General features: G+C 68.9%; 13 protein-coding genes. 3 read left to right on the top strand and 10 right to left on the bottom strand.

The genetic code is table 11. The annotated features are described in order from the left end of the window. Positions 1-4: 4 nt before the first annotated feature. Positions 5-814, bottom strand: coding sequence for a hypothetical protein (locus MAA44156_RS02405; protein ID WP_085988237.1), 810 nt, complete (start codon positions 812-814; stop codon positions 5-7). A gap of 135 nt (positions 815-949) precedes the next feature. After that, positions 950-1,567 (bottom strand): carbonic anhydrase, encoded by a 618-nt coding sequence (locus MAA44156_RS02400; protein ID WP_003877107.1) that lies wholly within the window; start codon positions 1,565-1,567, stop codon positions 950-952. Between MAA44156_RS02400 and MAA44156_RS02395 the strand changes: the two genes are divergently transcribed. Further along, the gene (locus MAA44156_RS02395; protein ID WP_065370970.1) at positions 1,566-2,477 is read left to right on the top strand and encodes an HhH-GPD family protein; all 912 of its coding nucleotides are present in this window, start codon (positions 1,566-1,568) and stop codon (positions 2,475-2,477) included. The two genes, MAA44156_RS02400 and MAA44156_RS02395, sit on opposite strands and share 2 nt — an antisense overlap. Here the strand turns inward: MAA44156_RS02395 and MAA44156_RS02390 are convergent. Next, positions 2,460-3,215: an alpha/beta fold hydrolase gene (locus MAA44156_RS02390; RefSeq protein WP_009974751.1), complete on the bottom strand. Its 756-nt coding sequence runs from the start codon at positions 3,213-3,215 to the stop codon at positions 2,460-2,462. The genes MAA44156_RS02395 and MAA44156_RS02390 overlap by 18 nt on opposite strands. Before the next feature lie 61 nt (positions 3,216-3,276). Here MAA44156_RS02390 and mhuD point away from each other — a divergent pair, with 61 nt between their 5' ends. After that, positions 3,277-3,597, top strand: a complete 321-nt coding sequence (gene mhuD / locus MAA44156_RS02385; RefSeq protein ID WP_003875625.1) for a mycobilin-forming heme oxygenase MhuD — start codon at positions 3,277-3,279, stop codon at positions 3,595-3,597. Continuing rightward, positions 3,572-4,939, top strand: coding sequence for a serine hydrolase (locus MAA44156_RS02380; protein ID WP_024637102.1), 1,368 nt, complete (start codon positions 3,572-3,574; stop codon positions 4,937-4,939). Before mhuD ends, MAA44156_RS02380 begins: the two co-directional genes overlap by 26 nt. Positions 4,940-4,951: 12 nt before the next feature. Here the strand turns inward: MAA44156_RS02380 and MAA44156_RS02375 are convergent, their stop codons facing one another. The 7 genes from MAA44156_RS02375 to lysS form a co-directional block, all read right to left on the bottom strand. Then, positions 4,952-6,391: a carotenoid oxygenase family protein gene (locus MAA44156_RS02375; protein WP_009974749.1), complete on the bottom strand. Its 1,440-nt coding sequence runs from the start codon at positions 6,389-6,391 to the stop codon at positions 4,952-4,954. Between the two features lie 193 nt (positions 6,392-6,584). Continuing rightward, positions 6,585-7,133 carry a histidine phosphatase family protein gene (locus MAA44156_RS02370; RefSeq protein ID WP_009974748.1) on the bottom strand — a complete coding sequence of 183 codons (549 nt, stop codon included), beginning with the start codon at positions 7,131-7,133 and terminating at the stop codon, positions 6,585-6,587. After that, on the bottom strand, positions 7,130-7,906 hold the full coding sequence (locus MAA44156_RS02365; RefSeq protein WP_009974747.1) for a CbtA family protein: 777 nt from the start codon (positions 7,904-7,906) through the stop codon (positions 7,130-7,132). Before MAA44156_RS02365 ends, MAA44156_RS02370 begins: the two co-directional genes overlap by 4 nt. Before the next feature lie 15 nt (positions 7,907-7,921). Continuing rightward, entirely contained in the window at positions 7,922-8,137 is a 216-nt protein-coding gene (locus MAA44156_RS02360; RefSeq protein ID WP_009974746.1) for a CbtB domain-containing protein, read from the bottom strand. Between the two features lie 189 nt (positions 8,138-8,326). Further along, positions 8,327-10,858, bottom strand: coding sequence for an ATP-dependent protease ATP-binding subunit ClpC (clpC1, locus tag MAA44156_RS02355; protein ID WP_019684762.1), 2,532 nt, complete (start codon positions 10,856-10,858; stop codon positions 8,327-8,329). A 336-nt stretch (positions 10,859-11,194) separates the two neighbouring features. Continuing rightward, positions 11,195-11,533, bottom strand: a complete 339-nt coding sequence (gene lsr2, locus MAA44156_RS02350) for a histone-like nucleoid-structuring protein Lsr2 (RefSeq protein ID WP_003875617.1) — start codon at positions 11,531-11,533, stop codon at positions 11,195-11,197. A 143-nt stretch (positions 11,534-11,676) separates the two neighbouring features. Then, positions 11,677-13,176 carry a lysine--tRNA ligase gene (gene lysS, locus MAA44156_RS02345; protein WP_009974742.1) on the bottom strand — a complete coding sequence of 500 codons (1,500 nt, stop codon included), beginning with the start codon at positions 13,174-13,176 and terminating at the stop codon, positions 11,677-11,679. Positions 13,177-13,182: the final 6 nt, after the last annotated feature.

Below are 13,182 nucleotides of genomic sequence, written 5' to 3'. Positions count from 1 at the left end.
TGCTTCAGCCGGCCGGCGGCTGGGGCACCGGCGGCGCCTCGGGCTGCGGCACCGCCCCGGGCTGACCGGGTCCGGGCACCGGGCCGGGCGGCGGTGGCGGCTGGTTCATGATGAACGGAACCGGCTGCGAGCGCAGATTGCCCAGCTGCACGACGAGGTTGTAGGTGCCGGGCCCGATCGCCGGCCGCGGCAGCGGGCAGTGCGGCGCCGAGCCCATGCCCGTCCAGGTCACCGCGGTGGTTACCTGCTCGCCCGGGGTGAAGGTCTTGATCAGCGTCTCGTTGGACGGCGCGCAGTCCAGGTTCGACCACAGCCGCTTGTTGTCCAGCGAGTAGACGTAGGCTGCCAGCACCGCGGCGCCCACGTCGCGCTTGCAGGCCACCAGCCCGATGTTGGTGACGACCATGGTGAACTTCGGCTGGTCACCGATGAAGTATTGCGGCGCGTTGGTCAGCCCCTTGACCGCCAGCGTCGAGTCGGGGCAGTCGTCGCCCTCCTTGAGCACCGGCGGCGGCTGCACGGCGGCGGTGGGTGTGGGCGTCTCGGGGTTCTGGCCCTGCGCCGGCGGCACCGCCGGGGCGGGGCCCTCCGGGCCGGGGGGCGGCGGCGCCTGCGGCGCCGGTGATCCCGGCTTGCTCTGCGCGGAGTTCGGCTTGTCGGCGTTGGCGGGCTTGGCTCCCGCGCTGTGTCCCATGAAGGCGATGACCGCGGCGGCCACGACCCCCATCACGACGACCGCGATGCCCACGGCCAGGCCTCTGCGCCGCCAGTAGATCTCGGTGGGTAGCGGGCCACGCGGTTCCAGATCGAGCACGTTCGCAGCGTAGGCCCAGGTCACGCCGATTCGGCTGACCCGCCCCGGCGTGTCGCGAGGTTTGCTGGCTGACCCCGGTGTAAGGGTGGCCCGCCGACCCGGCCGCTCGGGCGGGATCGGCGGGCCGCTCGCCCGTTATTCGCCGATGTCGCCCACGTGGTCGCACAGGGCCGCCCGCCCGTCGGCCAGGTGGTAGGTGACGCCGGCCACCGCGACCGTGCCGTCGCCGATCCGCTCGGCGATGGTCGTGGACCGCGACACCAGCTGGGCCACGGTTTCGCGGACGTGCCGCTCCTCGAACTCGTCGACGCGGCTCAGGCCCTCGCGGCGGCCCATCAGGATCGACGGCGCCACCCGCTCCACCACGTCGCGGACGAAACCGCCGGGGATGGCGCCCTCCTCGATGGCGCCCAGGGCGGCCTTGACCGCGCCGCAGCTGTCATGGCCCAACACCACGATCAGCGGCACGTTGAGCACGCTCACCGCGAATTCGATGGAACCCAGGACCGCGGTGTCGATGGCCTGGCCCGCGGTGCGCACCACGAACATGTCGCCCAGGCCCTGATCGAAGATCAGCTCGGCGGCGACCCGGCTGTCCGAGCAGCCGAACACCACCGCGGTGGGGCTCTGCCCGGCGGCCAGGCTGGCGCGATGCTCGACGCTTTGGCTCGGATGCTGCGGCTTCCCGGCGACGAATCGCTCGTTACCCTCTTTGAGTGACTTCCACGCGGTTACCGGACTGGTGTTAGGCATGGCTGACATCATGCCGCAGCCGCCGGCCGTCGACAGCCCACTCATATCGGTTACCGATCTTCTCGAGTGGTATCGGGTTGCGCGCCGCGATCTGCCGTGGCGCGCCCCCGGCGTCAGCGCATGGCAGATCCTGGTCAGCGAGTTCATGCTGCAGCAGACGCCGGTGTCGCGGGTGCTGCCGATCTGGCCGGACTGGGTGCGGCGCTGGCCCACCCCGTCGGCCACCGCGGCGGCCAGCGCCGCCGACGTGCTGCGTGCCTGGGGCAAGCTGGGATATCCGCGGCGCGCCAAGCGATTACACGAGTGCGCCACCGTGATCGCGCGCGATCACGGTGACGTGGTTCCCCGCGACGTCGACACCCTGCTGACGCTGCCGGGGGTCGGCGGCTACACCGCCCGCGCCGTCGCCTGCTTCGCCTACCGACGCCCGGTGCCGGTGGTGGACACCAACGTGCGCCGGGTGGTGGCCCGCGCGGTGCACGGCCAGGCCGACGCCGGAGCGCCGTCCGCCGGCCGCGACCACGCCGACGTGGCGGCGCTGCTGCCGGGCGACGGCAGCGCGCCGGAGTTCTCGGTCGCGCTGATGGAGCTGGGGGCCACGGTGTGCACCGCCCGCGCCCCGCGCTGCGGGTTGTGCCCGCTGCGCCGGTGCGCCTGGCGCGAGGCCGGTCATCCCCCGCCGACCGGGCCGGCGCGGCGGGTTCAGACCTACGCCGGAACCGACCGGCAGGTGCGCGGACGCCTCATGGATGTGTTGCGCGGCAACGATTCTCCGGTCACCCGGGCCGAGCTGGATGTGGCCTGGCTGACCGACACAGCGCAGCGGGACCGGGCGCTGTATTCGCTGCTGGCCGACGGCCTGGTGACGCAGACGGCCGACGGCCGGTTCGCCCTAGCCGGCGAGGAATGACTCGACGGCCTGCCGGTACGCCTCCGGCGCCTCGTCGTGGACCAGGTGCCCGGCCTGTGGGACGTGCAAATAGGTTGCGGCGACGGCCCTTTCGGCCATCTCGAGCATCTGGCCGGGCGGGGTGACCGAATTGCCGGCCTCGATCAGCAGCGCCGGGACGCGCACCGCGCGCCACTGCGCCCAGTAGTCCCGGGTGCCCCATTCCGCGGCGATCTCGATCCATCGCGAGGTGTGGCCGTGCAGCCGCCAACCCGTTTCGGTGCGGTCGAACGCCTCCAGGAAGTACTGCCCGGCGACCGGCCCGAATTCGGCGAATACCTGTTCGGCGGAATCGAATTCGACCGGCAGGGCGTGCAGCCACGGCTCCCACGGGCCGGTGGTGCGGCCGCGGAAGTCCGGGGCCATGTCCTCGACCACCAGGGCCGACACCAGCTTGGGATGCTGCGCGGCCAGGCACCACGAGTGCAGGGCGCCCATCGAATGCCCGACCATCCGGGCCGGCGCATCCAGGGTGCCCACCGCGTCGGCCAGGTCGGCCACGAAGCGTTCGGTGCTGATCGGGTGCGGGTCCTCGACGTCGCGGCCGCGGTGCCACGGCGCGTCGTAGCTGTAGACGGTGCCCAGCCGGGTCAGCCACGGCAGCTGGCGCGTCCAGGTGCTGCCCCGGCCCATCAGGCCGTGCACCAGCACCAGGGGCTCGCCGTGGCCGCCGTGGCGAGTCAACACCGTGCTGGGCATGCCACCATCTTGCGTGCACCGCGCCGGTTGTCCCGGGCGGGGGCCGGGGTAGCCTAGCGGCATGCCGCCAGTGGTGAAGATCAACGCAATCGAAGTGCCCGCCGACGCGGGCCCGGAACTGGAGAAGCGGTTCGCCCACCGCGCCCATGCGGTGGAGAATCAGCCCGGCTTCCTCGGCTTCCAGTTGCTGCGTCCGGTCCAGGGCGAGGACCGCTACTTCGTGGTGACACACTGGGAGTCCGACGAGGCGTTCCAGGCGTGGGCGAAGGGTCCCGCCATCGAAGCGCACGCCGGCCATCGGGCCAACCCGGTGGCGACCGGGGCGTCTCTGCTGGAATTCGAGGTTGTGCTGGACGTTGCCGCAAACAAGCAGGCTGGCTAGCGGGCTGTTCGCCTGGCGCCGCGCACTGGTGCTGAGCGCTGCCGCCGCACTGGTGGCGACCTTGGCGCCCGGGTGCGCCTCCTCCCCCTCCCCGCAGGCGAACGCGGCCAATCCGGGACGCCAGATCGACACCCGGACGCCGCCCGGCATCCGGGCCCAGCAGACGTTGGACATGCTGAATTCGGACTGGCCCATCGGTCCGGTCGGCGTTCGCACCCTGGCCGCCGCCGACAAGGTGGAGTCGGTGCAGACCACGCTGGAGGCGCTGTGGTGGGATCGCCCGTTCACCCTCAACGGTGTCGACATCGGGGCCAGCGTGGCCACCCTGCACCTGACGTCGTCCTACGGTGCCCGCCAAGACATCCGGATCCACACCGACGACGGCGGCTGGGTGGACCGCTTCGACCTGGACACCCGGGCGCCCACGGTCAACTCGTGGCATGACGTCGATGCGGTGTTGAGCAAGACCGGCGCGCGCTACTCGTATCAGGCCGCCAAGGTCTACCCGCAGGGCCGCTGCGAACCGGTGGCGGGCACCAACACCGGCGAATCCCTGCCGCTGGCATCGATTTTCAAGCTCTACGTGCTGCACGCCCTGGCCGGCGCCGTCACCGCCGGAAGGGTGTCCTGGGACGACCAGCTGACCGTCACCGACAAGAGCCGGGCCGTGGGTTCGTCGGGTCTGGCGCTGCCCGCCGGGGCGCAGGTCTCGGTGCGCACCGCCGCCGAGAAGATGATCGCCACCAGCGACAACATGGCGACCGACCTGCTGATCGACAAGCTGGGCACGCACGCCATCGAGGAGGCGCTGGCCACGGCCGGCCATCACGACCCGTCCAGCATGACTCCGTTCCCCACCATGTACGAGCTGTTCTCGGTCGGCTGGGGCCGACCCGATCTGCGCAGCCAGTGGGAGCACGGATCCCCGCAGGTTCGCGCCCGGCTGCTGGCGCAGGCGAATTCGACGCCGTACGACCCGGATCCGATGCGCGCCCACTCGCCGGCGTCCTCCTACGGCGCGGAGTGGTACGGCAACGCGCAGGACATCTGCCGGGTGCACGCGGCGCTGCAGGCCGACGCGGTGGGCAAGGCCGCACCGGTGCGCGACATCCTGTCCGCGGTGTCGGGCATCCAGCTGGACCCGGCGGTGTGGCCCTACATCGGCGCGAAAGCCGGTGGGCTGCCGGGGGATTTGACGTTCAGCTGGTACGCGGTCGACAAGACACACCAGCCGTGGGTGGTCAGCTTCCAGCTGAACTGGCCGCGCGATCACGGCCCGACCGCGACGGGCTGGATGCTGCAGGTGGCCAAACAGGCCTTCGCGCTGATCGCGCCGCGCTAGTCGCGGCGGCCGCTAGTTGCTGCTGGGCACCCAGTTGCCGTGGAAACCGGCGGGAACTCGATGCGGCAGCTTGATGCTGGCAACGTCCTCAAGGGTTTGAGCATCGAGGATCGCCAACTCGCTGCGATTGGTGGCCCGGTCGTACACATAGCCCATCAGCACGCCCTCGTCTTCCGCGGCGGTCGGCGATGAAGGATGAAACACGAACTCGCCCAATGCTTTTTGCGGGCCCAGGCAGCGCGACTGGGTGCTCCCGCCAATAAGATCGTGCTTGAGCAAGCAGTCCCCGCCTTCGATGCCCTCCAGCACCGTCGGCGTGTAGCCGTAACGATGCCGCTTTCCAACCAGGCGCTCGTCGATGCGCGGAAACTCCTGGCCCCGATCATCAATGCGGGATTCGCGCACCTTCCCGGCCGCCAGATCGATCACCCAACGGTCCAACGTGGGTGGCCCCTCATTGGGACCGGTGCGGTCCCGGTCGAACATCTTGGGGTTTCGCACTACGTCGAGCACGATGGTGCCATCCTCTTCGTAGGCATTCATCGGATGGAATACGTAGCACGGTTCGACGTCGAACCAGCGCACATCAGCATCTTCACCGTCGCGTGGCATCACGCCGACACGGGCCGGGTAGTTCGGGTTCCACGAGTAGGGCATTCGCCGGTCCGTGGTCGCCGCCGGCAGCCGCGCGGCGATGGGATCGGGAATGGCGACCCGGCCGATCAGCGCCGACAGCATCAGCCGGGCGATCGGCCGAAGCCCGCGCGGCGCCGTCATGGCCGCGCCCACCGCCGCATCGAAGGTGACCGGCAGGTCGTAGAACACGACATAGCGTTCAGTCAGGGAAAAGTCATGCATCATCGGGCTGCCGCCAACGGTGACGTTGACGGTCCGTCGCGCTCGACCCTCGACGTCGATCACCGAATACTGCACCCTGTTGCCGCGATAGGGGTTGTACGAAACCGCATGCAGCTCACCCGTCTCGGGGTCACGATGGGGGTGCGCTGCGTACCCGCCGGTGAGCGTTCCGGCGAAGTCGCACACGCCGACGGTGTCCAATTCCTCGGTGAGTTCATAGTTGGCGATGCCGCCTTCGATCAATGCGAGTGTCTTGCCGGCATGCCCGATTACGTTGGTATTGGCGCCGATTGGAAAAAAGCCGAAGTGACCCGGCGGTGCGGGCTGGCCGAGGGCTTTCGAGGTGGCTGGGCTGCGCACCCAACGGTTGCGGTACCACTCGGCCTTGCCGTCACGGATTCGGATGCCGTGCACCATGCCGTCGCCCAGGAACCAGTGATAACGCTCAGGATCGACGTCTCCGATTGGGTTGGCACCGTTGCGCAGATACCGCCCATCCAGGTAATCCGGGATCGTCCCGACGACCTCCAAACCGGTCAGCGTGTACTCGTGATGCATCGGGGCGAATGGACCCTGCAGGTAGCGGTTGGCCATAACAGACCTCCTACCTGAGCGACACGCTGTTGGTTGCGCTCGTGGACGACCATCCTGCCGCCAAACTTGACATGTGTCAAGTTTGGCGTACGCCGTCCCGATGGGTCGGGTCGTGGTGTCTCACCCGGATAGCGTCGGCGCTATCGCCGTTGCGAGAAGCCGCATGGTCCCGCAGCGCGGGCGGCGTAACGATTCACAACCGCAGCGTCCACCGACCGCCCCGGTGATGCATGACGACGCAGGCCGCCGGTGCGACATCGACGCGCCAAAACGACGCCGGGTCGGCGTCCAGCGCCGCCAGCAGCGCCGCCCGGATCACCGCCGGATGCGTCACCGCCACGGTGCGTAAGGGGTTGGCGGTCAACGCATTCAACCAACGCGACGCCCGCTCGATCAGGTCGGCGATCGACTCGCCACCGTGCGGCGCCCCGGCCGGATCGCTCAGCCACGCCGCCAGGTCGGCTTCGTCCACGGTCTGCAGCGCCCGCCCGCGCCACCGCCCGCAATCCAGGTCGGCCAGCAGCGGTTCGGGCGCCCCGTCGAAGCCGAGCAGCCCGGCGGTCTGCCGGGTGCGCAGCTCGGGTGCGACGAAATAGCTTGCGGCGCCGCCGAGTTGGGCGGCGATAGGTTGCACCTGACGGCGGCCCAGCTCGTTCAGCGGCTCGTCGGCGGGAAAACGCCCGTCCGCCATGGCATCCGTCATGCCATGCGAAACGAGCGTCAGCCGCACGACCCCGGTCACGCCGGGACGCGTGGCGCCCGCGCCCCGAGCAGCCGCCCGCTGACCGCCGCGAAAACCAGGCCGATGCCCGCCCACAGCACCAGCTGCGCGGCCAGCGACACCAGCCGGAATTCGTAGAGCACGTCGGCGGGGAACCCCGGATAGACGATGGAGCCGGCGGCATCGCGCAGCGGCGCCGGCGTCTCGTCCACCGACGGCGCCAGCACCGCCACCGCGACGATCGCCACCAGATACGCCGCGGCCGAAAGCAGCCGCGCGTTCCACGGGCCGAGCCGGACCTCCAGCCGGCGCGCCAGCCACACCGCGCCGATCGTCAGCGCCGTCGACGCCGCGACCAGCGCCAGATACCAGCCGGTGCGCGCGCCGATGGTGTCGGCCTGACCGACCGCCGGGGGGTTCGGCGGATACTTCACGAACGGCACCAGGTACACCGCACCGAACGCACCGGCCGCCAACAGCAGCGAAAGCGCTTGCGGGGAAATGCTTTCCGTGCGCGCATAGACCACGCTGAACAGCACCGCGAACAACGCGCCCATGGCCAGGCCAAAGATCAGCACCCCGAACCCCAGGCCGGGTCCCGATTGCACCCCACGGCTGAACAACTCGGCGCCATGCTCGTGCACGCCGTGCGCGTTCTCCGCGTCGGCGCGGCCGTCCTCAAAGGCGATGGCGCGGGCGATGACGGGCTCGGCGCACAGCCGGGCGAACACGAACGCCAGCACCGCCCCGACGGCGCCCGCCAGCAGGCCGGCCCCGATCAGGCGTTTTTCCACGCCGCCGCTCCCCCGTTAGTGGCAGGGGAAGCCGAGCAGGTGCCGGGCGTCGTGCATGAATTCGTGCACGTGCGAGTCGCTGCCGAACAGCGACACCGCCCCCTGGTCGACGCCGACGAGGTAGAGCGCCAGCAACGCGAAAAAGACGGTGGCGGCCAGGGAGAGCGCGGTTCCTGCGGCGGACAGATCGACCGACCTGGTGCGGCTGCGCGTCGGCTGCGGGTGGGACACAATCGACTCCTTCCGGGGATTAACGCGTCCCCGTGGGGGATGACGGGCCTCGGGTCTGACTGTGGACAGTGGCGCGACCGTTTTGGAGTTTCACCAAATTCCGTGGCACGTCGATGACAGCCGTCAGTGTAGAGCACAGCGAAAACGGGCGGCAGTCCCGGAAGACCACCGCCCGTTTCCGTTGATGCGCTACTGCGGGTCGGCGCTGTGCGCCCCGGCCTTGGCCAGGTCCGGCTCGGCCGGCGGCTTGCGGGTACCGGTGAAGGTGAACACCGCGTCCTCGCCGGCGCTTTCGCCGTCCCAGTTGTCGACGTCGACCGTGACGATCTGACCGGGCCCGACCTCCTCGAAGAGGATCTTCTCGGAGAGCTGGTCCTCGATCTCGCGCTGGATGGTGCGCCGCAGCGGGCGGGCACCCAGCACCGGGTCGAAGCCGCGCTTGGCCAGCAGGGCCTTGGCCTTGTCGGTGAGCACCAGGTCCATGTCCTTGCTCTTGAGCTGGCCGGCGACCCGGGTGATCATCAGGTCGACCATCCGGATGATCTCGTCGCGAGTCAGCTGGTGGAAGACGATGATGTCGTCGATGCGGTTGAGGAACTCCGGGCGGAAGTGCTTCTTCAGCTCGTCGTTGACCTTCTGCTTCATCCGCTCGTAGTTGTTCTCACCGCCACCCTGGGTGAAGCCCAGGCCGACCGGCTTGGAGATGTCGGACGTGCCGAGGTTCGAGGTGAAGATCAGCACGGTGTTCTTGAAGTCGACCGTGCGGCCCTGGCCGTCGGTGAGCCGGCCGTCCTCGAGGACCTGCAACAGGCTGTTGTAGATCTCCTGGTGAGCCTTCTCGATCTCGTCGAACAGCACCACCGAGAATGGCTTGCGCCGCACCTTCTCGGTGAGCTGGCCGCCCTCCTCGTAGCCGACGTATCCCGGCGGGGCGCCGAACAGCCGCGAGGCGGTGAACCGGTCGTGGAACTCGCCCATGTCGATCTGGATGAGCGCGTCGTCGTCGCCGAACAGGAAGTTGGCCAGCGCCTTGGACAGCTCGGTCTTACCGACACCGGACGGGCCGGCGAAGATGAACGAGCCCGACGGCCGCTTGGGGTCCTTCAACCCGGCGCGGGTGCGGCGGATCGCCTTGGAGACCGCCTTGACGGCGTCCTCCTGGCCGATGATCCGCTTGTGCAGCTCGTCCTCCATGCGCAGCAGGCGCGTGGTCTCGGCCTCGGTCAGCTTGAACACCGGGATGCCGGTCCAGTTGCCCAGCACCTCGGCGATCTGCTCGTCGTCCACCTCGGCGACCACGTCGAGGTCGCCGGAGCGCCACTGCTTTTCGCGCTCGGCGCGCTGCGCGACGAGCTGCTTCTCCCGGTCGCGCAGGCTGGCCGCCTTCTCGAAGTCCTGGGCGTCTATCGCCGATTCCTTCTCCCGGCGCGCCTCGGCGATCTTCTCGTCGAACTCGCGCAGGTCCGGCGGCGCGGTCATCCGGCGGATCCGCATCCGCGCCCCCGCCTCATCGATCAGGTCGATCGCCTTGTCCGGCAGGTAGCGGTCATTGATGTAGCGGTCCGCCAGCGTCGCGGCCGCCACCATCGCCGAGTCGGTGATGGACACCCGGTGGTGCGCCTCGTAGCGGTCGCGCAGCCCCTTGAGGATCTCGATGGTGTGCTCCACCGTCGGCTCACCCACCTGCACCGGCTGGAACCGACGCTCCAGCGCGGCGTCCTTCTCGATGTACTTGCGGTACTCGTCGAGCGTGGTGGCGCCGATGGTCTGCAGCTCGCCGCGAGCCAGCTTCGGCTTGAGGATGCTGGCCGCGTCGATCGCGCCCTCGGCGGCACCCGCACCGACCAGCGTGTGCAGCTCGTCGATGAACAGGATGATGTCGCCGCGGGTGTTGATCTCCTTGAGCACCTTCTTCAGGCGCTCCTCGAAGTCACCGCGGTAGCGCGAGCCCGCCACCAGCGAACCCAGGTCCAGGGTGTAGAGCTGCTTGTCCTTCAGCGTCTCGGGCACCTGGCCGTGCACGATGGCCTGCGCCAGGCCCTCGACGACGGCCGTCTTGCCGACGCCGGGCTCGCCGATCAGCACCGGGTTGTTCTTGGTGCGCCGGCTCAGCACCTGCATCACCCGCTCGATTTCCTTCTCGCGGCCGATGACCGGGTCCAGCTTGCCCTCCATCGCGGCGGCGGTCAGGTTGCGGCCGAACTGGTCGAGCACCAACGACGTGGACGGGCTGCCGGACTCGCCGCCGCGCCCACCGGTGCCGGCCTCGGCGGCCTCCTTGCCCTGGTAGCCGGAGAGCAGCTGGATCACCTGCTGGCGCACCCGGGTCAGCTCGGCGCCCAGCTTGACCAGCACCTGGGCGGCCACGCCCTCACCCTCGCGGATCAGGCCCAGCAGGATGTGCTCGGTGCCGATGTAGTTGTGGCCGAGCTGCAGCGCCTCGCGCAGGCTCAGCTCCAGCACCTTCTTGGCGCGCGGGGTGAACGGGATGTGTCCGGACGGCGCCTGCTGGCCCTGGCCGATGATCTCCTCGACCTGGCTGCGGACGCCCTCCAGCGAGATGCCCAGCGACTCCAGCGACTTGGCCGCCACGCCCTCGCCCTCGTGGATCAAACCCAGCAGGATGTGCTCGGTGCCGATGTAGTTGTGGTTGAGCATCCGGGCCTCTTCTTGCGCCAAGACGACGACCCTGCGGGCACGGTCGGTAAATCGTTCAAACATCGGTGGTTACCTGCTCTCCCTCACCATCGGTACAAACCTGTTAGCGGCCCTTCTGGCAACCCTGCCGGTCCCTTGTGGCCGGAATCGCGTACCTGCCATCCACTGTAATGGTCGGCTTGCCGGCGGGCCTAACCTTGCGCCGCCTTGCTCGTAGTCGGACGTGCGCCGTCGTTGCGATGCAATCACGGCCGCGGCTGCCTGCGGCGTTGTGCGCGTAACTGAAGAAACGCCGCGGCGCGCCAATTCGTTTCCGGCGCCACCCGCCGACCATTTCGCGGCCAGCGAAACGACAAACCGGCGCCCGGACTGCACGCCCGGGCGCCGGCTGCAGGACGGTCAGGTTGCGGCGTGGAAGGCGTCGATGACGTCGGCCGGGATGCGGCCGCGGGTCGACACGTTGTGCCCGTTGCGACGGGCCCATTCGCGGATCGCCGCGCTCTGCTCGCGGTCGATGGCGCCGCGGCCGCGTCCCGAGCCCGAGCGCCCGCGCCGGCGGCCGCCGACGCGACGGCCGGCTTCCACCCATTGCTTCAGATCATTACGAAGTTTCGCGGCATTCTTGGACGAAAGGTCAATCTCGTAGGTCACCCCGTCAAGCCCGAATTCCACTGTTTCGTCGGCTGCGCCGGCACCGTCGAAATCATCGACCAAGGTGACGGTCACTTTTTTTGCCATTGGCTTACCCTCGCATTTCGTCCTGAGCAGTTGCTGAGCAGATTGGATCGACCTCCCCGGTCACCAATCTGCCATAACAGCGCAGCATACTCAATCTGTACGGACGCCGCATGGTTGGACTTTCTGCGGCGTTGCACTTTCAACTACGAATGCGGCCGAACGATGGGGAACAAAACTGTCTCCCGAATTGACAGCCCGGTCAATGTCATCAACAACCGGTCGATACCCATTCCCGTTCCGGTGCAGGGCGGCATCCCATACTCGAGCGCGGCGAGAAAGTCTTCGTCGAGCACCATGGCCTCGTCGTCGCCGGCGGCCGCCGCACGCGCCTGGGCGGCGAACCGCTCGCGCTGCACCACGGGATCGGTCAACTCCGAGTAGCCGGTGGCCAGCTCGACCCCACGCACGTACAGGTCCCATTTCTCGGTGACGCCGTCGATGCTGCGGTGCTGACGCGTCAAAGGCGTTGTCTCGACCGGGAAATCCCGCACGAACGTGGGCGCGGTGAGCGTGTCGCCCACGGTGTGCTCCCACAGCTCCTCGACGATCTTGCCGTGCCCGTAGCCGCGGTCGCGGGGGATCTCGACGCCCAGCCGCTCGGCGATGCCGAGCAGCTTTTCCACCGTGGTCTGCGGGGTGATCTCCTCACCGAGCGCCGCCGACAGCGACGGGTACATTTCTATAGAAGCCCATTCTCCGTCTATGTCGTAGACGCTGCCGTCGGGCAGCGGTAGTTGTCGGGTTCCGATGGCCTCGTCGGCCACCTCTTGAATAAGCTCGCGCGTCACCACCGCCGAATCGTCATACGTTCCGTAGGCCTGGTAGGTCTCCAGCATGGAGAATTCCGGAGAATGGGTGGAATCCGCACCTTCGTTTCGGAACACGCGATTTAGTTCGAAAACCTTATCGAAACCACCGACGACGCAGCGCTTGAGGAACAGTTCCGGGGCGATCCGCAGGTAGAGATCGATGTCGAGCGCGTTGGAATGGGTGACGAACGGCCGTGCAGCCGCGCCCCCGGCCAGCGTCTGCAACATTGGGGTTTCGACTTCGAGAAACCCGCGCCGTTCCAAGGCGTTGCGGATCGCCCGGATCACCGCGATCCGCTGCCGGGCGACCGTGCGCGCCTGCGGGCGCACGATCAGGTCGACGTAGCGCTGCCGCACCCGCGCCTCTTCGCTCATCTCCTTGTGCGCGACGGGCAGCGGACGCAACGACTTGGACGCCATCCGCCACGAGTCGGCGAGCACGGACAGTTCGCCGCGCCGGGAGCTGATCAGGGTGCCGTGCACGGAGACGATGTCGCCCAGGTCGACGTCGGCCTTCCACGCGTCCAGGGCTTCGCGGCCCACCTTGTCCAGGCTGACCATCACCTGCAGGGTGGTGCCGTCGCCCTCCTGCAGCGTGGCGAAGCACAGCTTGCCGGAGTTGCGCGCGAAGATCACCCGGCCGGCGACGCCGACCACGTCGTCGGTCGCGGTGTCGACGGGCAGGTCGGGGTGGGCGGCGCGCACCTGCGCCAGCGTGTGGGTGCGTTCGACGGCGACCGGGTACGGGTCGTGCCCCTCGGCGAGCAGCCGCGCGCGCTTGTCCCGGCGGATCCGGTACTGCTCGGGAATGTCGGCGTCTGGGGCGGGACTCACGACGTG

This window comes from Mycobacterium avium subsp. avium (assembly GCF_009741445.1).
GTDB classification, from domain to species: domain Bacteria; phylum Actinomycetota; class Actinomycetes; order Mycobacteriales; family Mycobacteriaceae; genus Mycobacterium; species Mycobacterium avium.
This window is presented reverse-complemented; position numbering and strand designations above follow the sequence as displayed.

Bases quoted from the DNA above. Each gene is read 5' to 3' on its own strand.
- MAA44156_RS02395 (WP_065370970.1), top strand. From the start codon at position 1,566: ATGGCTGACATCATGCCGCAGCCGCCGGCCGTCGACAGCCCACTCATA.
- MAA44156_RS02400 (WP_003877107.1), bottom strand. From the start codon at position 1,567: ATGCCTAACACCAGTCCGGTAACCGCGTGGAAGTCACTCAAAGAGGGT.
- MAA44156_RS02390 (WP_009974751.1), bottom strand. From the start codon at position 3,215: ATGCCCAGCACGGTGTTGACTCGCCACGGCGGCCACGGCGAGCCCCTG.
- mhuD (WP_003875625.1), top strand. From the start codon at position 3,277: ATGCCGCCAGTGGTGAAGATCAACGCAATCGAAGTGCCCGCCGACGCG.
- MAA44156_RS02375 (WP_009974749.1), bottom strand. From the start codon at position 6,391: ATGGCCAACCGCTACCTGCAGGGTCCATTCGCCCCGATGCATCACGAG.
- clpC1 (WP_019684762.1), bottom strand. From the start codon at position 10,858: ATGTTTGAACGATTTACCGACCGTGCCCGCAGGGTCGTCGTCTTGGCG.
- lsr2 (WP_003875617.1), bottom strand. From the start codon at position 11,533: ATGGCAAAAAAAGTGACCGTCACCTTGGTCGATGATTTCGACGGTGCC.